Consider the following 19,244-nt stretch of genomic DNA (forward strand, 5'->3'; position numbering starts at 1 on the left):
ATCCTTTTTCTAAATAGTAAGCGTTTTTGCTGGTTTACCATTAATGGTAACTTGCCGGGCTTCATCCTTTGGCAAAACAAAGGTCATTTCACTATAAGAAGGTTGATAGCTGCCTTCCTGAATGACTTCAAGCTCAATCATTTCGGTTGTACAAATCATTTTAAAGGTAAAGATTAAGGAGTTTGACTGATTTGAAATCCCATCATCCTCATAAAGCATCGAAACGGCTTCCCCTTGGCCCTTTGGCGGAAATAACCGGATTTCTCGTTGATCCTTCTCTTTTGCAGCCGCTGTCACTTCTGCCTTGTTGAGTGGAATCATTCCTCCTGCTTTTACAAGTAATGGGGGCTGTTCTAATGGGGCATTTAATGTGATCGTTTGCCCGCCATTGTAATGCTTTCCTGTATGAAAGTCATACCAGCCATAAGAATGCTCTGGTAAATAAACATTTCGCAGTTTTTCACCCTTTTTCACGACCGATGGAACAAGGAGCCACTCACCAACCATAAAATCATCACACTCTTCAAATGTCTGCTTATCGTTTTCAAACTGATAAAAAGTAGGTTTAATAATCGGATCATATTCAGCATGGGCCAGATAAAGGGCAGTGTAAAAGTATGGAGTTAATGCATGCCTGAACTTTATTAATTCGCGGATAATAGTCGTATATTCCGGGTACATCCACGGTTCGTTGACAGTCTCATCATCATTCCATGAATGAATCGTAAAACGCGGATGGAAGATCCCGTTTTGAACCCAGCGAATCAATAATTCAGGTTCCGGGCTCGGGCCTGAAAAGCCTCCTACATCATGCCCAAAATTATAGATGCCCGATAAGCTTAAGCTAATCCCCATTTTGATGTTGAACTTGATCGTTTTCCAGCTTGTATAATTGTCGCCTGACCATGTTTGAACATACCTCTGCATTCCCGAGCAGCCTGAGCGTGAAATTAAAAATGGCCTGCTTTCAGGATCGTATTCCTTTTGAGCTTCATAAGACGCCTTCATCATGAGCAGAGGCTGGAGAGCACGAAATCTTTCGAAAGGCGCTTTGGTTCCAAACCCATGGCAGACGGCCTCTTTATTCCAAACCTCGAATTCGTTATTATCATTCCAAGTTGAATCAATGCCATATTTCAACAGCGAGTCTTTCACTCTGTCTTTCCACCAAGTAAAAGTTTCTTGATTTGAAAAATCCAGATAGCTTCCTAAGTCGTCCCAAAATTGACTTACTTCAGATCCGCCAGCTCCGTTTTGAATGAACATCGAACGAGCATGCAGCTCCTGATACGCAGGATGGTCAATGAGTAAGCATGGTTTGATATTTGCGCACACCTTTATGCCATGTTTATGAAAGTTCTCCATCAGACCTTGAGGATCAGGGACCTTTTGGGTATTCCAGTTAAATACGTATCGTTTATCTCCAATACTTGTATAGCCTGATGACAGCTGAAAGGAATCGCATAATATGTCTTCTTTTTCAGTTCTTTCCATAAATTCTTCTAGTTTGTCCTGCGCATTAGGTGCATCTGTATAAGACATTGTCGATCCTGAGTATCCAAGGCTCCACTTAGGGGGCAAAATCGTTTTACCAGTCAACCAGGATACTCTTTTTACAACCTTCTCGATCGTTGGTCCGACAAAAAAGTAGTAGTCCAAGTCGCCCTCATCAGACTGAAAGTATCGGTAGTGGCCGTGGTAGTTATCTAACTCTAAGCCCATATCGAAAACTGAGGAGCTCATCGAATCATAAAATATTCCATAGGAAATATTCGTATTTACATTTCTAGTTAAATAATAAGGAACATGCTTATATAATGGATCCGTAAACTCTGCATCATATCCCATCGCATCATAGCTGACCATCCGAAATCGTTTTCCATATTTGTTAACATTGCCGGCTTTTTCTCCCAAACCAAAATACTGTTCATCTGGGTGCCTCTCCATATAATGATAAATACCCTCTCCAAGCCTGGAATCCATATTGTAGCTTTGTGTTTTCCGATCGTTAGCAATGAGAATCCATTTGTCATCCTTTTTGTAATACCAAAAGAGAACAAGCTTTGTTAAATCAATCGTTACTTTTATTTTTTCTGTTTCAATTGAACAAGAGTGATCCTCTTCGGTAATGTGATAGGTTGGTAGAGAAAAAGGACTGAAATCCGTCTTTTCTCTACCTTCATATGGCACGTCCTCCATTCCCGGCGCTACCATCCATGTTTTTGAAAGCAATTCCTTTTCTCTTAGATAAACACGAAAAAGATCGTCTTCTAGTACATAGACAGTTATTGAATAGTTGGTTACCGGAGAATGAAAAGTGACGGAATGCTGTGTTTTTTCTTTTAAACAAAATTTTGTCTTTTCCATTCGCTTTCATCCTTTCTACAAGTCGAGCAGCTGAGGTATAAATAAGCTAAGCTGCGGAATAAACGTTACAAGCATCAACACGATAAAAATAACGGCATAGTAGGGTAACAGCGGTTTAACAACCTGCTCGATTGAAACCTTTCCTACACTGGCCCCTGCAAAGAGTGCGCTGCCAACAGGCGGGGTAATGTTCCCGATACATAAATTCATCACAAGCATAATTCCGAAATGAACAGGATCCATCCCAAAACCAGTTACAATCGGTAAAAAGATCGGCGTGAAAATAAGCACAGCTGGTGTAATATCCATAAACGTTCCAACAACAATTAACAATACGTTCATTAGTAAAAGAATAATAATTGGATTTTCTGAAATACCTGCAACAAAGCCGCTTATCAGCTCTGGAATTCCTGTAAAGGACATAATCCATGACATAAAAGCAGACGCCGCTACTAAAAACATAATGATGGCCGTCATTTCAATAGATTCTCTTAATATTCTCGGTATTGCTTTTACTTTTATAGATTTATAAAAAAAGAAAGAAAGGATAAACGAATAGATGACGGCTACAGCCGCGCCCTCTGTTGCAGTAAAAATACCTCCAACAATTCCTCCGATTACAATGACGATAAGCAATAAACTTGGGAAGGCTTCTAAAAATGTTTTTAAAGCAATCTTCCAGGTAACTTTAGGTGCAATCGAGTAGTTATATCGTTTTGCAAATAAATAAGCGACAAGCATAACACTAAGTCCCCATAATATGCCGGGAATATAGCCGGCAAGGAAAAGTGCGGTGATCGAAGTTCCACCACTGACAAGCGAGTAAATGATTAGTGTCCCGCTTGGAGGGATAATCAACCCAGTTGGAGCTGATGCAATGTTAACAGCTGCCGAATACGACTTAGCATACCCTTCCTTTTCCTGCAAAGGATTCATAACCCCGCCAATGGCTACTGCTGCAGCGACAGAGGAACCTGAAATCGTTCCGAACAGCATGTTGCCTACTACGTTTGTATGAGCCAAGGAGCCAGGCATCCTTCCGCTTAGAACCTTGGCAAAGTTCACTAAGCGAATGGCAATGCCGCCATTGTTCATAATAATGCCTGACAGAATGAAAAATGGAACAGCAAGTAAAGAAAAACTATCTAATCCTACAATCATCCTTTGTGCAGACGTAAATGCCGCTGCTTCAAATGGCATCATATATAGAGCCGTTGCGAACGACGAAATTGCAATACTAATGGAGATTGGTATTCCGAGAACCAATAAAACCGCAAAAACAATTGATAACAATATAGCTGCCTCAAGAACCATAAGGATTATCCCCCTTTGATTATCCTTTTATTTCACCTGTTTCGTTGTATTCAAATTCCTCAGCAGGTTTTTTCGTAATGATCACCTGATATAAATTCAATATGCTGTATAGTAAAATAAGAAAGCCTGTGAGCGGCAGAATCATATAAATATATCCCATTTGAATCCCAAGTGAAGCTGACATTTGTCCCATTGTATTTGAGACAATTGCAGCCCCGCCTATAATCAATACCAAAATTGAGAAAACGATTACTAAGATATCCCCAATTATAACCGTGACCTTTTTTAATTTCTCTGAAAGCTTGTTTTGCAGAAAGGTAATGGCAATATGTTTTTTCTTCCCAAACACATATGCGCCCCCAAGCATGGAAAGCCAAATAAGTGAATACCGGAGAAATTCTTCTGAAAAGCTGCTCGGTGCATTGAATATATACCTTGAAAGAACCTGGTAGGCCGCTACCATGACCATGATGACCATTAATGTGCAAGTAATCATTTCAATGATTCGATTGACCCTTTTTTCGAGTGTATACACGGTTTTCCCCCCTTAGCTGCCGTTTTCTGCTAAGCTTCTAAAATTTTCATAGACCTTCTGCAATTCTTTATCCTGTTTAAATGATTCGTGCATCGGCTGTACAGCCTCTTCAAAGGCTGATTTATCAATCTCATAAAAAGAAACCCCTTTTTCTTTTGCCTTTGCTTTCGCATTCTCTGTTTCTTTCTCCCATAAAACCTTGTGGTATTCTGTTGATTCAATACTTGCTTCAGTTATCGCAGTTTGAAAGTTATCAGGAAGTTTATCCCAAACCTCATGATTAATGATTAAAACGTCAGGCACAAATGCATGCTCCGTATACGTATAGGCCTTCGCTACTTCTCCATGGTTATCAGTTGTTAACGCCATTTCATTATTTTCCGCACCATCGACAACGCCCGATTGGAGTGAAGTGAAGACTTCTCCATATGACATTGGGGTTGGGGCCCCGCCCATCAGACTGATCATTTTTGTCGTAGTAGGACTTGGCTGAACTCTAATTTTCATTCCAGCTAAATCGTCTGGAGACTCCACTTTTTTATTACGAGTGTATATGTTACGTGATCCAGCATCATAAAAGGTTAATCCTTTAAAGTTTTTATTTTTCGTAGATTGGTAAATTTCTTGTACATAGCTGCTATCCATTACTTCATAATAGTGTTCTTTACTTTCAAAAATATATGGCAATGAAAAAATCGAGTATACATTTGCAAAAGGCTCTAATGCACTTGCACTTACTTTCGAAATTTGTATGGATCCTGCTTGAAGCAATTCAATCACTTCACGCTCTGAACCGAGCTTTCCACCTGCATACAGATCCACTTTCATTTTCCCATCTGTTTTTTCCTCAACTAATTCAGCAAACTTCTTTAAAGATTGATGAACTGGATGTGATTCCCCGTGATTATGAGCTAAACGCAAAACTGTTACTTGATCGGTACCAAGCGTAGCCGTAGGGCTTGTTGAACAGCTTGAGCCGATGATTAAAAAAGCAATGAACAATAGAATAATAAATCCATTTCTCCCCTTTGCTTGCATCGGTAAGATCCCTCCCCTTGACTAATTCCTTATAAGCGCTTTCAAAATTTCAAATAATTACTCTCCAACTTATTTAAATTTTCGTTACACAAAAACCGCCATCTACATGTAAAAATTCTCCTGTCACAAAACTTGACGCTTGATTTGATGCTAAAAATATAGCAGCTCCTTTTAGCTCCTCCGCATTACCAAAACGATTCATAGGTGTTTGCTTCATGATCGATTCCACTCTCTCTTTATCGAGGATTTTTCGATTTTGTTCTGCCGGAAAAAATCCTGGAACAATCGCATTCACCCTAATATTGTTTGGGGCAAGCTCCCTTGCAAGATATTTTGTAATACTATCTACACCAGCTTTTGATGCGGAGTAAGTGACAACCTTTGATAATGGGGTATTTGCAGAAACAGATGAAATATTGATAATGCTTCCAGGCGTACTTGCTGCTATCATTTTCTTAGAAAAAATTTGACAGCTTAAAACGATTCCTTTTAAATTGACTCCCATTATATCATCCCATTCGTCCATCGTTAGCTCTAAAAACGGCGTTTGGCTGTTTTTCCCTGGAGCGTTGAGCAGGATATCAATTGTTCCCGCCCATTCCATGATCTTATCTGCTGCTGATTGAAGGGAATCTTCTTCTTGTACATCTGCAAAAAAAGCTTGAACTTTTGTTCCATATTTCTGCAATCTTGAGACAACCTCTTCTGCCTTCTCTTTATTTCTGCCAACAATCGCAATGTTTGCCCCATATTCGGCAAGCCCTTCTGCAATAGCTGAACCAAGTGTGCTTGTTCCACCCATAATGACCGCAGTTTTTCCTTCCAATTGGAACATGATCCTTCCCCCTCCAAATGAGTTTAGTTAGTTAAATAATCATGAATGCTTTTTGGTAAAGAAACTCCTTCTTTCAAACCGATTTCTTCTTTTAATTGCTCTGGCTCGCCCGGCACTAAAACTCTTTTAAAGCCTTTTGCAGGCTCTACTTCATGAATTTCGTCTATCATTTGATCCATAGATTGTAAGAATGCTTGAATATCTGTAAACATCGCTGGGTTGATCGCACAAACAAAGTGTCCTAATTGCCGCTTTTTATCATAGTCACCATACATTTTCGCAATACTCGGTCCAAAAGCTGACCCGGTTAAGATTCCTGACATGATATCGACAACCATTCCGAGCCCGTAGCCTTTTGGACCCGCAAACGGAAGCAAATAAGAAACATTGTTTGGATCTGTTGTAGGCTGACCCTCAGAGTCTACCCCCCAATCGCTTGGTATTTCCTTTCCTTGCTCGCGGGAATGAAGGATTTTGCCGAAAGCAACATTGCTTGTTGCCATATCGAGAATAACCGGTTTATGTTTTTTAGCTGGAAATCCATAAGCAATTGGGTTTGTCCCGAAGTATGGCTTCGCCCCGCCGAACGGTACAACGATGTTATCAGTATGAGTCATCGCCATTCCAATCAACTTGCTTTCTGCCGCTTGCTGAACAAAGTAGGATAATGCCCCGCAATGACTGCTGTTAATGACAGAAACCATTCCTATCCCTTTTTCTTCAGCCATTTCAATTGCTTTTTCCATCGCTTCCTTAGCAATCACATGTCCCATTCCGTTGTCTCCATCAAATACTGCAGAACAAGGACCTGTTTCCTTCACCTTAAAAGATGGCTCAGGGTTTAAGCCTCCTTCAGTCAATCTTTTTACATAATGCTCAGTTCTTAAAACCCCATGTGAGCTGACTCCTCTTAAATCAGCATGAATTAATACTTCTGCAACTACCTCTGCGTGTCTTTCAACCAGTGAACCTTCCGTCAGCTTTTTTATAACAAGCTCCTTCAGCTCTTCATGTGCAATTTTCACTTCGGACATTCTTCATTCTCCTCTCATTAAAATTTCTATCATTTAGACTTACTTTTAGCACCTGTGCCTAGTAAATTAATCGTTCCTAAAAGAAACTGTTTCTCTATAATTTAAATTCATATACAGGGCTGCTCAAAATAACAACGTTGTTATTTTATTTATAATACTAAATGATCAATGATTAAATGACAACGGTTTCAGAGGAATTTTTACAATTTTTTTGCTATTATCTCCTAAATGTACCTCTAGACCCTTGTTGTTTCATATGTTTTTTTCTATAATGATAACAACGTTTTCAAAACTTTTTCTTCTAAAGGTGAATTCGATGAATATTACGATTAAAGATATTGCAAGAGAAGCTGGTGTCAGTTATTCAACGGTTTCTAAGGCATTAAATGACAGCCCGCTGGTAAAACCGGATACAAAGATAAAAATAGTGAAGCTTGCTAAAGAAATGGGCTATGAACCTAACTTTGCAGCTCAAAGGCTTGTCTCTAAGCAATCAAAAACGATAGGTTTGATCTGGCCAAGCATTGAAAGAGTCGCCTTATCAACCCTAATAACGAATATTAACGAAAAAATAACGGAAAACTCTTATTCAATGATTCTTTCTATCAATTCAATTAAAGCGTCGCTTGAAATGTTTAGGCGTTTTCAAGTAGACGGAGTGATTGTTTTTGAAGAAAATAATACTCTAACAAAAAGTGAACTTCATCACTTAACCTCTATTCCAACAGTTTCCTACGGGGTCCCAGGAAATGATGTTTTTCCAGTAATTGACGTAAATTGGCAGCAAGCCCTTTACGATGCAGTTTATTATCTGTATAATCTTGGCCATAGAAAAATTACGTATATTGGCGATTTTTCGCCGACCGACCCTAGACAAATGGAAAAATATGATGGATTTAAATTGGCATTCAAAGAGCTTAATCTACCTATGAATGATCATTCTGTTATAAATACAGGCGGATTAGACTGGTATGATGGATATGTAGCCACTACCCGGCTTTTGCAATCTTCTACTAGACCAAGTGCAATTATTGGCAGCAGTTATGATATTAGCTCTGGAATCATTCGTGCATTGCGTGAGGCAAAAATTCTCATCCCGAAAGAGGTTTCAGTACTTGGATATGATAACATTCCTCAAATGGGGACTTTAGAGACTCCTTTAACGAGTGTGGGAGTCCCTGTTGAAAAAATAGCAAGTACAATTGTACAATCATTAATGAAGCTTATTGTTGATAAGGAATCCATTCCTTCTGTCCAAACATTGACACCTGAGCTGACAGAAAGAATTTCTTGTGCTCAAACAATTGGTAAATAAAGAGAAAATTTCCTTAAGGAAATTTTCATTATTAATGAGAACAAGATTAGCTCTATGGCTTTAAGGGGCTGACTTCTACTTCCGAAGTCTTTGCCCTCTTTTTTTATGAAATCAGAAAGAATTAAGTAAAGTTTAACATGGTAAAGAGCGTTATCATTGCCCAGCCCGCCAAAGGTCACAAGATAATCCTTCCAAAAAGGCAAAGACAGCCTTTCCGAATGGCTTGAACTAGGCTGAGCAAGGCGCATCCACTTTTCATTGTTTTTTATAACCACCCAAGAATTGAGGGATAAACATGATTGTGTTATATACTATACTTATCGGTATGTACTTCATAGGGCTTTTTGTTGATTGGAATGTGTTGAATTATATAGTAGGTACTCTTGCCGTCCTTTCCTGTGTTCTTTCATTTAAAGGTGCAAACCGGCTCTTTCAAGCAGCTGGCATTATTTTTTTATTAACAGGTACAGGTTTATTCCTTTTTCAAGGCAGGCCTTTTTATGAGGTCCCTTTATATATGACTTCAAACATTACACTGCTTGCTTTGTTTTTCGTTATTCCTTTTATGAATAGTGTGATTATTATTGGCAGATATGATCGGAATGTAAATTCATTGATGAAAATGAAAATTGACCATTTAGGCCAGCTGTATAACCGGACTTCGCTTGCAACCTTTTTGTTAGGGGGATTTTTAAATGTTGCCACACTTCCTCTGATTGAAAACGTCGTGAAACAAAGCCTTCTCGATAAAGCGAATTCTCTTAAAAACAGGTTTATCTCAGAAGCCATGCTCCGCGGGTATACATTAGCCCTTTTTATAAGTCCAATGGAGGTATTAGTTATTTTAAGTGTTGATTACACCGAAACCTCGTATCTCACTTTACTTCCTTTGTTAATTATTTTTGTCATCATAATAGCTCTGACAATTTGGCTGGTATCTTCTAAGTATAAGCAAATTGAACTTGGTAAAGAGGTAAATAAAAGATATATTACATTGACGAAACATACGATTTTTAAGATTACTACTCTTTTGATCTATTTAATCCTGTTCACAGTTTCTATTATCTTTATAAACGATGTGACAAGAATTGGTCTCTTACAAACTGTTGGATTAACGATTGTGCCCTATTCCCTTATCTGGGCTGCTTCGATAAGAAGATTCAAATCTTTTATTCACTATGTCATTCCGTTTTGGAAGCAGCGGACCTTATCGCTGAATAGCTATATGGTTCTCTTTTTGTCAGTTGGTTTTTTTACTAGTAATTTAAATGATTCTATTTTCCTTGACTATATCCAGCAGCCTTTTAAAGAGCTCATCCATTTGCCGCTTTTACTTTTCGTATTCATCCAATTTCTATTTCTATTTTTGGCGATGGTTGGATTTCATCCTATTGTCACGATGAGTATACTTGGCGGAGTATTAACTCCTTTGGTTGCCGAAATCAACCCGATAAGCCTTGCGATTGTCCTCATTTCATCCAGTTTATCCACAGTTATGGCTGGGCCGTTTAATATTAGTGTTTCATTAACTGGCAACCTTTTAAATGTTAACCCATATGCAGTTTCTAGGTGGAATTTACTTTTTGCATTGTTTTTCAGCAGCATAGGGACGGGGATGGCGATGGTGATCCTGCAACTAGGTTAGGCGGCAAAATTTTGCCGCCATTATTCTTTTTTCCTCGGATCAATTTCTTCAGCGCTTTCCATACGATATCGTTCTTTATTTTGGATAGGAGTCCGCCTGTTTAGTCCTTGGACATTATTATTTATTCTAATTAGACGGTGAAAAACAACCTCCCCAATTGTTACAGCAACTGCGCCTGAAAAAGCACTTGAAATTACTGGAGCATTTGCAATCGTTGAGGATAATAATACCCATAATACAAAAAATGAGAGACCAAAATCACCTATAGCAGCTACCACTGCATTTGATCCTCGTAGAAGAAATAAATCGCCGATTAAATAAGACAATACTGTCAAAGCAACAGCATAAACAAATACATAAGCAAAATTAATCCCAAAAAATACTCCTAGCACTAAGGATAAAAGCCCAAATGTAATGATAAATTTAACACCAAGTGCAGAAAAAATTCTCATAGCTGACTCCTATCTTCATTTTGTTTTATTAATTCCCTAAATAAAGAGACTTTAGAACGGAAAGAAAAAACTTGCCACCCTTTTTCTTTAGATACACACCTATCCCAAATTGAATGGGACATGATGTACTTCATCTATATCCCGGAAATACCTAGACCATATTTTCCTTTTTCCTTGTTACCAAAAATCAAATCATTTGCATGTTTATCAAAAAGTCCGGAAAGCTGATTTGGTGATTAGGTACATGGGGAACTATTGGCAGTAGCTTCAGTTTTATTCAAATACTATTTTTTACAAACTTGCTCAAAATATGTATGGTTGAAATGAGATAGAGTTGGGTACTGATAAGAGGAGGAAAATGTCTAACCGAAATATACAGATGAATTGCTGCAAATTGGATTTTTTACATACAAGCAAACAAATTAATTATAAAAAGCTTAGAAGGAGAATGATGATGACTATTTCAAAAACGATATTTATCAAAGATGCAGGAAATCAAAAAGAGGCACAAACAGTGGAATCTCTATTGACACAGCTAAATGGAGTGGAAAGAGCGTTAGTAGACATGGGAGACGGGGAGGTTAAGATCGAGTTTTACGAAAATCAAATAACCTTTGATGAAATTCTCCAAAGAATCGAGCAGCAGGGCTTAACAATAGCTGATAAACATATCCAATAAAAACAAACAGCCCTGAGGTAAGAAAACCTGAGGCTGTCATCTATTTAAGCCTGTGTTCTCGGTTTTGCGGGATCACAATCAGGCATTTTCACTTCTGCAGTAGTCTCTGCTAATTTTGTTAAATAGTAGCATTCTTCTCTTGCCATATGGTCTGCCATTAAAGGTGTTAGGACTCCAAGGATCTCTTTCGTCAGCCCCATTTCTTCAAGCTCTCTCAAAAAAGCTTTAAAGACCGTCATTTCAAGCTCTACATGATTATGAAATCGTGATAAAGCAGGAAATATTTCTATGTTCGTTCTTAGAAAGCCTACGAGCTCAACGGCTTTGAGATAGAAATCCTCCTAATCTTCACTAAATTTTCGGCCTTTTTCTTTTAACTTCGTTTCGACCCGATCTAAATTAGCATCGATTGCTCCTGCATGACCTGCAGCATCTAGTAACCATAAAAGATCATGATGTAAAGGGTGTACCACTGGCGGTTTCTCACCTTTGCGATAATAAGAGAAAAGGCGCATTGCCTCTTCTAATTCATTCACCATATGGCTAATAAAAGTTGGTGATAAAGAGATTTTAATTTTTCCAATAAGCTGCTGCTTAACAATCGTTAGCTTAAGCTCTCTAAGCTCTGAACTTGTTTCATACACCTCTCAAGAAAGCCGTATAAGCTCCTGGTCTGACGCCTCTGCCTTTGATCGACGATAAAAGTCTCAAATTTTTCCTGAATCTACTGGAATTGTCAATATATACCTTTTTGGAAGGCGCCAGTGAATCATGAATAAATGTGCTGTGATCCCCTAGGATTTGAGTCCAAAACTGCAGCTCAAATTTCATTTCACTTCCTAACCCGTTCAATAGACAACCCCCAATCACCTTTTCTTTAACATCTTATTGGGTTGTTGCTAAATAAATGCTAACAATGGAACAGACTCTTTTAATACCTAGATCCCCTTAATAAATTTTTCATATAAGTAAAAGGACATTTCGAAGGAGTCGACTCATCATCACTTAGAAAATACTGTTTCCATTCAAAGTTGTTTTCTTGTCGATATCCATTTAAGTCAGGATGTACATTAACTGTATCGTAAGCTTTTATCCTTTCACGAATGGATTTTTTAATCTTGGCTGCGGATTGCGGGAAGGAATTGAACCTTTCCAGCACCCAGCGGGGCGTGACTGCGAAAATAAAATAAGGAAAGCTTCTGCTTTTTCTGTTTTTGTGGGCAGGTGTGGCGCAATACATAAAATACTGCTCTCCACCAAAACAATATTCCCATATATGATGATTCGGATCGACAGGAATATGCTCTGGCCATTTCTCCTCATCCATTTTGCTGAGCTGATTTAAAATCCCCCAGAAAAGCTCTCGATATTGTTCAATTTCATAGTTTCCTATTAAGCTCTCTGTCGTTTCAAAAAAAATAACAAGCGATGTATAACTCCCAAATGAATGCGACTTTCTGCCGAACAAGGTTAACAATTGAGCTAGCTCTTGATGTGCAGATGGCTTTGTAGGATCACTAACAAAACCAAATCGAAAATGGTTTAATTTATACCCTTGAACAGCAGGTATACAAGGGAACTTTTTATCATCATCCATCAATTTATTTTTAAAATGAAGAAAAGCATCATATTGCCATTTCTCAAGCATCTCACTGTTCTCTTCTATTGTAAATTTGTCAAAAAGCAGCATACGTACAAAATCCTCCTTTACAAATTAATTTATTGAAAGGAGGAAAATAGGTGACTGTACTTATTTAGCGGGTCCTATCATAAAATTAACAGCTTAACAGCTTCCCAGCCAAAATAAAGACCGAACCCAACAAGTGTGACTCCTGAGAAAACAGATATCCCCATTAATAGCTTAGGAGTCAAAACCTTTCGAAAACCGCTTGATACTGCAGCCATCGTTAAATCCCACACTAAAAGTCCAACAAGGATGGCACTGCTATAAAAGAACAGCTGAAGGTGACTATATGTAGAGGCCGTTTTCGCAAGGACTGATCCATAAATACCAAGCCAAAATAAAATGGTTAAAGGATTCGAAATCGACATGAAAAATCCTGTTAAGAAGGTTTTCTTTAATGACTCAAGTCCTCTTTTGTTATCAATTAGAATTTTATTCGTGTTCATCAATGTTTCAATTCCTGTATAAACAAGCACAAAAAAGCCAAAAAGCCATAGAAATGCCTTAATAAATGGCGAATCAAGTATGTGGACGACTCCTAGATAGACTACCATCATATAGACTAAATCTGCTGTAATTGACCCGAGACCAATAAACCAGGCGTGAAGAAACCCACTTTTAATTCCTCGATCAATTTGAGCAGCATTTACCGGCCCGATTGGAGCGGCCAGTGAAATTCCAAGCAAGATATAACTAAAAAATATACTCATCTAACCCTCCCCTTTTAATATTGTCTCTTTTCTTAATAATTGTTGCTTTTGAAATAATACGGAAAGTTTAAATGAAAAGGTAATCGGAGGATTGCCAATTGCTTTTAGTCCTGCATCTGTCCTTTCACAACAAGTGGGATAATTACTCTTCAACCTTTTTGTTCCAAATCGCAACAAAGTATTTTTTAACTAGTAAGATACTTGTACACATTCTATTCAGCACTTTCCGCTTGTACTACTTTTTTAGTGATATTCGGAACAAAAAGGAGCATTCATTTAAGAAAATTTGATACACTAATTGCTGAGGTGATTATGATGGCTGAACAAATACAATTGATTTCATTAAATATTGGAACTCCAAAAAAATTAATATGGAAAGGAGAACCTTTCGAAACAGCTGTTCAAAAAAAGTCAGTAAAAGAGGCTTTTCTTTCCTTCAACGGTTTTAATGATGACGATGTTGCAAATAAAAAGCACCACGGCGGACCTGATCGAGCTGTCCTCATTTATGCATACGAACATTATTCATTTTGGGAAAAAGAATTCGGAAAACAGTTCCAGGTACCAGGGTTCGGGGAAAATTTAACTGCTACTGGGATGAAAGAGTCTGAGGTCTATATTGGGGATACATATCAGGTGGGAGATGCCATCATCCAAGTAACACAAGGACGCATCCCCTGTCAAACGCTTTCTCAATACAACGAAGAAAACCATCTTCTAAAGAGAATTGTTGAAACGGGATACACAGGTATTTTATGCAGAGTGTTAAAAGAGGGAATTCTCACCGAAAACTCCCCAATCACCTTAATCGAAAGAGATCCAAAATCAGTAACTGTCCAAGCTTCTCTCCAAGTCTATTACCATCAGAACGATAATACAGACGCAGCAAAAAATATTATACATATTGAAGCATTAGCGGAAAGATGGAGAGAGCAACTTATAAATAGATATAACCTTCAAGAGCGGCATTGATTTTAAACAGATTGATAAGGCAGGAACCTTAATAGAAGCTTGCCGTCCTCGGGTGAATATGGGAGGCCAATGAATAGGGGACATCGCATAGATTTCATGTTTTATTTCTATTGATTGATGGGGAATTGATCTATTTTACAAAGGAGTTTGCGTGGTCACGGAACTTTTTGCGCCGTTATTTAAATATTTGCACCGTCACGGAATTTTTTGCGCCGTTATCTGAATAATTGCTCCTTCGCAGAATTTTTTGTGCCCTTATCGAGATAATCGCACCATTACAGAAATTAATCCACCTTAGCAGAACTAATGTAAACAATTAGTAAAAAGGTGAAAGTACATTTGAAAATTCACTAGCCGCTGCAGGTTTAATATTAAGTGAAATCCAATAGTAAACCTATATGATTTATTTCGTAATAAAAAGAACTTACACTAAGAATAAAGATTACTGAAAGTGTAAGTTCTTTCTACAAAAATAGTGGATTTTTTTCAGTTAAGAATTTAAAATGCGGTCGATAGAAGCTAGCTCCTCATTCGTAAACTTCAAATTATTTAAGGCTTTGACATTTTCCTCAATTTGGCTCACTCGGCTGGCACCAATTAAAGCAGAGGTAACCCGCCCTTCCCTGAGCACCCACGCCAAAGCCATTTGTGTAATATTTTGCCCCCTATTCTCAGCTAGTTCATTTAGTTGTTTTACTTTAGTGATTACATCTTCTGTTACTCTGTCTTTATTCAAGAACCCTGTTTCCTTTGATGCCCTTGAGTCTTTTGGAATCTCTTTTAAATATTTATTAGTGAGCAATCCCTGCTCCAGTGGACAAAAGGCTATTGAACCTACGCCATTTCTGGTTAATACTTCCTGAAGTCCATCCTCCTCAATCCAGCGGTTTAACATGGAATAGCTTGGCTGATGGATGAGAAGCGGTGTCCCAAGACGATTTAAAATTTCCACAGCTTTTGTTGTTTGCTCTGAATCATAGCTTGAAATCCCAATGTATAAGGCTTTACCTTGTCTGACAATCTGATCAAGTGCTGCCATTGTTTCTTCTAATGGCGTATCCGGATCAAACCTGTGGGAGTAAAAAATGTCAACATAATCAAGTCCCATCCGCTTTAAGCTTTGATCAAGACTAGAAATTAAATACTTTTTAGAGCCCCACTCTCCATATGGTCCATCCCACATATGATATCCTGCTTTTGTAGAGATAACCATTTCATCCCGATATCCCTTAAAATCCTGATTAAGCATTTCTCCAAACATCACTTCTGCAGACCCAGGCGGCGGTCCATAATTATTCGCTAAGTCAAAATGAGTAATTCCAAGATCAAATGCCCTTCTAAGCATAGCCCTTCCATTCTCAAAAGAATCAACCCCGCCAAAATTATGCCATAGACCGAGTGATATCGCAGGAAGCTTAAGTCCAGAATTCCCACAACGGTTATAAACCATATCTGCATATCTATTAGAATCTGCTAAATAGTTCAATGTTTATCCTCCTTCAGGAAACGATTTCATACCTTTTAATATATTCTATATGTTTATGTCGAAACCTTTTTCATTTTGCAATTTCTCTATCAGCTGCTTAAGGTCATATACCCTTCCCTTTGTAGTCCCACGGTGTTCAAGATTTAACGATTTTAGTAAGTTCATAACTGAAGACCTTGAGGATAACTGAAGAAATTCCCGCATTTCTTTATTTTTGATTGTAGAACTGCATAAAAGAGCAAAGTCAGTTAATGAGGGGATAAAGGCGCTTCTCGAAGAAAAAGAACAATTCACACATTTCCAAGAACTATAAGTTCTAGTCATTGGCAAGTAATTGCAATGACGGCAATGCACTCCTCTAATTAATTCAGACTCATGAATATTAAATTTTTTGAGTATATCCTGAGAATATGGAGAATCTTTTTTGATTAGTAAATTCGAAAGTTTGCGCATTTCCTTTATAGATAATTTCTCGAACACATTTTTTCTCTCAAACTCTTTTATCATAGAAGGAAGATTCGCATTATGAATGACTTTATGGGGTAAGTTACGATTACTAGGAGGAGTTTTAATAATTGTGGAAGGTTTGCTAATAACAATGAGGTATTCAATAGGCGGACAAGGTATCTTGTGAAATTTTATCCAATCGAAGAGCATTGATTTATGCCGTTCTGCTTGTAAAATAGGATCTGGGAATCCCTCTTCTTTTCCGTTTATCGTTCGGACAAGCTGTTTAAACTTGTCATCAAAATAAATAGTTCCTGAAATGTTCTTCATTTCAATGACAAGAATAAATTGTTGAGAAATTAAAAGGGAATCAATTTGAAAAAAAGAGGAATTAACCGAAAGACGGAGGTCATGGAAAATATAGTATTTTTTATCATGAAGAGTTTTTAAATAGTAATCTAATGATTGTTCACCATAATAACCAGCCCTGCTTTTAGCATATTCTTCTTCTATCTTTGCTCTCTTTGGATGGGAGGGCTGAATTCTCCTCAATAAGGCTTCATATTTTAAAAGTGATATAGGGATTTTTCGTTCTTTTCTTATCATCTTTAACTCCTTCTATTTAGATTCTAGAATAAATTCTGTACTGTCCAGATAAAATCCTTCTTACAAAGTAATTTTTTATAAAGTAAATATAATTGCTAGAGTTTCAAAAAAAATTGCTAGAGTTTACAAAATTATTGCTATAGTTTTTAAATTAATTGCTAGGGTTTACAAAATAATTGCACATAAATGTGAACATTTTGTGATCAAGCCCCATAGCTCCACACAAAGCTCACTGGTTCCAAGAAGGTTCGGATTCCATTGTTGAAGGTTTAAAATTAAAGGTCTATAAAACACATAGATTTGGATATGGAAAGTTGATGAGCCGATTTTAGTTGAATCAACCCACTTTAAAAAACTTTTACTCCTCACCATCCAAAAATTCAAGCAATTCAGGCGGGGCGTTCATGACGAAGTTAAATCGATTACGGAATTGGAAACCTCTTGTTAAGGTGACTCCTAGAATGATGATGCTTATTCCGATTAAAAAATATCTTTCGATTCCGTCAAGAAGGTATCCGCTTAATAAGGTGAAGATAATTAAAATGGTCCATAGAATACTATAGAAAAAAGCTATATAAAACCTCTTCACTAGTTTTCTTTTTGAAAGATGGAACAGGTCTTTTGGAGTAAGTTTTTCTTCAACTAGTTCGTCTCCTGTTTCTACAAGTGAATCAAACTTGCATATTTGGTAGTTTGCCCATAAAAGCAGGCTTGATAAAAAAAGAAAACTGCTGAAGGCCAGAACGAACAAGTTTCCTTGCGAAATCGAATATAAGCTGTAAATAAGCACAATACTTACTACTGCTAATGGCCATGGATAAATGATGGGTGCCAGTGGATTTACTCCAAATGATCTCAAGTCTAATTTCATTGCACAGTTCCCCCTGTATAAGCAATCATACCTTTGACGTATAAGAAATGGAGATTGTTTCAGAACTTTCAACTTTTTTATAATAATGACTATAGATAAATGGCTGGCTTCATCAGTACTTCACAAATTAATGGTTTTTCCTCCAATGTGAAATAAAGACCTTTCCGCTTACTATTTTCTATTCCTCGGAAACTTGTTTTATCGCTTCTCGGCTACCATTATTAGGAGGTTTAGTTGTCTTATACAGACAAGTTAAAGTTTCTTCTTTTTGTTTTTGGGCTGCTATTGGCTGAGAGTCTTACTTTCGCAATCCGCTATTGTTTCTGCCTTTTTCCCCTGATGGATGCTCATTTCCCTCACGTACCCATTCCTAAGTCCTTAACATATACTGAATTTATAATCACAGGAATTGGAGGGAAGCTGCATGATAAAAATACGAAATTACACATTAAACATGAATTTTTTGCAACAAGCAGCTTTTAATAATGAACAGCAGGAAATTCTCGATTTTATGGTTAAATATCCGAAGGTTTATAGTTATGACAGTTTCGAGCAGCTAGAATTTGAGCTGGCCGTTCGTGAAGATGTGGTAGAATCAGCAAGAGCCTTGTTGAAAAGCGGTGCAACGTTTGAGACTTTCGCAACTTCCTATTGTAATCCGCTTTTTTGGACCTTAAATAGCCAAGGAGCCTTTATTATAAAAAGAGGTATTCGTCCCTCAGATGCTATTGAAGATATTTATCAAAACGGCCGGCTTTATGGTTTTGAGTGTGCAACAGCAATTGTTATTTGTTTTTACAGAGCCGTGTTAAAAAATATTGATCGTTTTCAGTTTGATCGGATTTTTTATGGAATGATTTTGTATGATTGGCACTTTGACGATGACTTAGGAATTTTCACGACAAGAGGAAATGATTTTCTCCCTGGGGATTGCTTGTATTTTAACAATCCTGATTTTGATCCGGAGACACCGCATTGGCGCGGAGAAAATACTATTTATTTAGGTGAAGATTTACATTTTGCGCATGGTATAGGAATAAAGGACGGAGAAGGAATCATTGAAGCATTAAATAAATACAGAAGACCTTCTGCCTCTCAATCTGCCTATCTCCTGCCCCAAGTTACCCGATTAGATTTCAACTACCTTTTTAACTATAGATCCTTATCCCAAAATACCAGGCCTAAGAAAAAAATTTCAAATAGATATGCAGCAGGACAAATTGGCGACCACCTTTACCTTTCTTGAAGTTATCA

The 19,244-nt window shown here is 37.6% G+C and carries 18 protein-coding genes and 1 pseudogene; 5 read left to right on the top strand and 14 right to left on the bottom strand.

Features of this window, described 5'->3' with window-relative positions; all coding sequences use genetic code 11:
* Positions 1-9: 9 nt before the first annotated feature.
* From IC621_RS20285 to allD, 6 genes are all read right to left on the bottom strand, one after another.
* Positions 10-2,367 (bottom strand): glycoside hydrolase family 31 protein, encoded by a 2,358-nt coding sequence (locus IC621_RS20285; RefSeq protein WP_191160845.1) that lies wholly within the window; start codon positions 2,365-2,367, stop codon positions 10-12.
* Positions 2,368-2,382: 15 nt separating this feature from the next.
* On the bottom strand, positions 2,383-3,681 hold the full coding sequence (locus IC621_RS20290; RefSeq protein ID WP_191160847.1) for a TRAP transporter large permease: 1,299 nt from the start codon (positions 3,679-3,681) through the stop codon (positions 2,383-2,385).
* A gap of 19 nt (positions 3,682-3,700) precedes the next feature.
* On the bottom strand, positions 3,701-4,216 hold the full coding sequence (locus tag IC621_RS20295; RefSeq protein WP_191160849.1) for a TRAP transporter small permease: 516 nt from the start codon (positions 4,214-4,216) through the stop codon (positions 3,701-3,703).
* A 12-nt stretch (positions 4,217-4,228) separates the two neighbouring features.
* Positions 4,229-5,254 carry a TRAP transporter substrate-binding protein gene (locus IC621_RS20300; protein ID WP_191160851.1) on the bottom strand — a complete coding sequence of 342 codons (1,026 nt, stop codon included), beginning with the start codon at positions 5,252-5,254 and terminating at the stop codon, positions 4,229-4,231.
* A 73-nt stretch (positions 5,255-5,327) separates the two neighbouring features.
* Positions 5,328-6,089: an SDR family oxidoreductase gene (locus IC621_RS20305; RefSeq protein ID WP_191160853.1), complete on the bottom strand. Its 762-nt coding sequence runs from the start codon at positions 6,087-6,089 to the stop codon at positions 5,328-5,330.
* 23 nt (positions 6,090-6,112) lie between these two features.
* A complete protein-coding gene (gene allD, locus IC621_RS20310) occupies positions 6,113-7,123 on the bottom strand; it encodes an ureidoglycolate dehydrogenase (RefSeq protein ID WP_191160855.1) in 1,011 nt (336 codons plus the stop codon).
* A gap of 316 nt (positions 7,124-7,439) precedes the next feature.
* Between allD and IC621_RS20315 the strand changes: the two genes are divergently transcribed.
* Complete coding sequence (locus IC621_RS20315; protein ID WP_191160857.1) at positions 7,440-8,438, top strand: LacI family DNA-binding transcriptional regulator; 999 nt, start codon at positions 7,440-7,442, stop codon at positions 8,436-8,438.
* Between the two features lie 295 nt (positions 8,439-8,733).
* Complete coding sequence (locus tag IC621_RS20320) at positions 8,734-10,083, top strand: hypothetical protein (RefSeq protein ID WP_191160860.1); 1,350 nt, start codon at positions 8,734-8,736, stop codon at positions 10,081-10,083.
* Between the two features lie 20 nt (positions 10,084-10,103).
* Here IC621_RS20320 and IC621_RS20325 read toward each other — a convergent pair whose 3' ends face one another.
* Positions 10,104-10,535 (bottom strand): DUF2512 family protein, encoded by a 432-nt coding sequence (locus IC621_RS20325; protein WP_191160862.1) that lies wholly within the window; start codon positions 10,533-10,535, stop codon positions 10,104-10,106.
* A 358-nt stretch (positions 10,536-10,893) separates the two neighbouring features.
* On the opposite strand from IC621_RS20325, the gene IC621_RS20330 reads away from it, so the two are divergent.
* The gene (locus tag IC621_RS20330) at positions 10,894-11,214 is read left to right on the top strand and encodes a heavy-metal-associated domain-containing protein (protein WP_224752686.1); all 321 of its coding nucleotides are present in this window, start codon (positions 10,894-10,896) and stop codon (positions 11,212-11,214) included.
* A 44-nt stretch (positions 11,215-11,258) separates the two neighbouring features.
* Here IC621_RS20330 and IC621_RS27255 read toward each other — a convergent pair.
* From IC621_RS27255 to IC621_RS20345, 4 genes and pseudogenes are all read right to left on the bottom strand, one after another.
* Positions 11,259-11,858, bottom strand: a pseudogene (locus IC621_RS27255) (DUF2935 domain-containing protein).
* Positions 11,851-12,045, bottom strand: coding sequence for a DUF2935 domain-containing protein (locus IC621_RS27090; RefSeq protein WP_318153099.1), 195 nt, complete (start codon positions 12,043-12,045; stop codon positions 11,851-11,853). The pseudogene IC621_RS27255 and the gene IC621_RS27090 overlap by 8 nt, the downstream one beginning before the upstream one ends.
* A gap of 100 nt (positions 12,046-12,145) precedes the next feature.
* Positions 12,146-12,904 carry a YqcI/YcgG family protein gene (locus IC621_RS20340; RefSeq protein WP_191160863.1) on the bottom strand — a complete coding sequence of 253 codons (759 nt, stop codon included), beginning with the start codon at positions 12,902-12,904 and terminating at the stop codon, positions 12,146-12,148.
* A gap of 77 nt (positions 12,905-12,981) precedes the next feature.
* A complete protein-coding gene (locus tag IC621_RS20345; protein WP_191160865.1) occupies positions 12,982-13,608 on the bottom strand; it encodes a LysE family transporter in 627 nt (208 codons plus the stop codon).
* Between the two features lie 315 nt (positions 13,609-13,923).
* Between IC621_RS20345 and IC621_RS20350 the strand changes: the two genes are divergently transcribed.
* Positions 13,924-14,580: an MOSC domain-containing protein gene (locus tag IC621_RS20350; RefSeq protein ID WP_191160867.1), complete on the top strand. Its 657-nt coding sequence runs from the start codon at positions 13,924-13,926 to the stop codon at positions 14,578-14,580.
* A gap of 490 nt (positions 14,581-15,070) precedes the next feature.
* On the opposite strand, the gene mgrA is transcribed toward IC621_RS20350, so the two are convergent.
* The 3 genes from mgrA to IC621_RS20365 form a co-directional block, all read right to left on the bottom strand.
* Positions 15,071-16,066: an L-glyceraldehyde 3-phosphate reductase gene (gene mgrA, locus IC621_RS20355; RefSeq protein ID WP_191160869.1), complete on the bottom strand. Its 996-nt coding sequence runs from the start codon at positions 16,064-16,066 to the stop codon at positions 15,071-15,073.
* Between the two features lie 45 nt (positions 16,067-16,111).
* Entirely contained in the window at positions 16,112-17,119 is a 1,008-nt protein-coding gene (locus IC621_RS20360; protein ID WP_191160871.1) for a nuclease-related domain-containing protein, read from the bottom strand.
* Positions 17,120-17,477: 358 nt separating this feature from the next.
* Positions 17,478-17,990 carry a hypothetical protein gene (locus IC621_RS20365; RefSeq protein ID WP_191160873.1) on the bottom strand — a complete coding sequence of 171 codons (513 nt, stop codon included), beginning with the start codon at positions 17,988-17,990 and terminating at the stop codon, positions 17,478-17,480.
* Between the two features lie 424 nt (positions 17,991-18,414).
* On the opposite strand from IC621_RS20365, the gene IC621_RS20370 reads away from it, so the two are divergent.
* Positions 18,415-19,236: a protein-glutamine gamma-glutamyltransferase gene (locus tag IC621_RS20370; protein ID WP_191160875.1), complete on the top strand. Its 822-nt coding sequence runs from the start codon at positions 18,415-18,417 to the stop codon at positions 19,234-19,236.
* Positions 19,237-19,244 lie beyond the last annotated feature (8 nt).

Source organism: Metabacillus arenae, from assembly GCF_014773385.1.
Classification (GTDB): Bacteria; Bacillota; Bacilli; order Bacillales; family Bacillaceae; genus Metabacillus_D; species Metabacillus_D arenae.

Excerpts from the sequence above, each read along its gene's own strand:
- IC621_RS20285 (WP_191160845.1), bottom strand. The coding sequence starts at position 2,367 with ATGGAAAAGACAAAATTTTGTTTAAAAGAAAAAACACAGCATTCCGTC.
- IC621_RS20290 (WP_191160847.1), bottom strand. The coding sequence starts at position 3,681 with ATGGTTCTTGAGGCAGCTATATTGTTATCAATTGTTTTTGCGGTTTTA.
- IC621_RS20300 (WP_191160851.1), bottom strand. The coding sequence starts at position 5,254 with ATGCAAGCAAAGGGGAGAAATGGATTTATTATTCTATTGTTCATTGCT.
- IC621_RS20305 (WP_191160853.1), bottom strand. The coding sequence starts at position 6,089 with ATGTTCCAATTGGAAGGAAAAACTGCGGTCATTATGGGTGGAACAAGC.
- allD (WP_191160855.1), bottom strand. The coding sequence starts at position 7,123 with ATGTCCGAAGTGAAAATTGCACATGAAGAGCTGAAGGAGCTTGTTATA.
- IC621_RS20315 (WP_191160857.1), top strand. The coding sequence starts at position 7,440 with ATGAATATTACGATTAAAGATATTGCAAGAGAAGCTGGTGTCAGTTAT.
- IC621_RS20320 (WP_191160860.1), top strand. The coding sequence starts at position 8,734 with ATGATTGTGTTATATACTATACTTATCGGTATGTACTTCATAGGGCTT.
- IC621_RS20325 (WP_191160862.1), bottom strand. The coding sequence starts at position 10,535 with ATGAGAATTTTTTCTGCACTTGGTGTTAAATTTATCATTACATTTGGG.
- IC621_RS20330 (WP_224752686.1), top strand. The coding sequence starts at position 10,894 with ATGTCTAACCGAAATATACAGATGAATTGCTGCAAATTGGATTTTTTA.
- IC621_RS27090 (WP_318153099.1), bottom strand. The coding sequence starts at position 12,045 with ATGAAATTTGAGCTGCAGTTTTGGACTCAAATCCTAGGGGATCACAGC.
- IC621_RS20340 (WP_191160863.1), bottom strand. The coding sequence starts at position 12,904 with ATGCTGCTTTTTGACAAATTTACAATAGAAGAGAACAGTGAGATGCTT.
- IC621_RS20345 (WP_191160865.1), bottom strand. The coding sequence starts at position 13,608 with ATGAGTATATTTTTTAGTTATATCTTGCTTGGAATTTCACTGGCCGCT.
- IC621_RS20350 (WP_191160867.1), top strand. The coding sequence starts at position 13,924 with ATGGCTGAACAAATACAATTGATTTCATTAAATATTGGAACTCCAAAA.
- IC621_RS20360 (WP_191160871.1), bottom strand. The coding sequence starts at position 17,119 with ATGATAAGAAAAGAACGAAAAATCCCTATATCACTTTTAAAATATGAA.
- IC621_RS20365 (WP_191160873.1), bottom strand. The coding sequence starts at position 17,990 with ATGAAATTAGACTTGAGATCATTTGGAGTAAATCCACTGGCACCCATC.
- IC621_RS20370 (WP_191160875.1), top strand. The coding sequence starts at position 18,415 with ATGATAAAAATACGAAATTACACATTAAACATGAATTTTTTGCAACAA.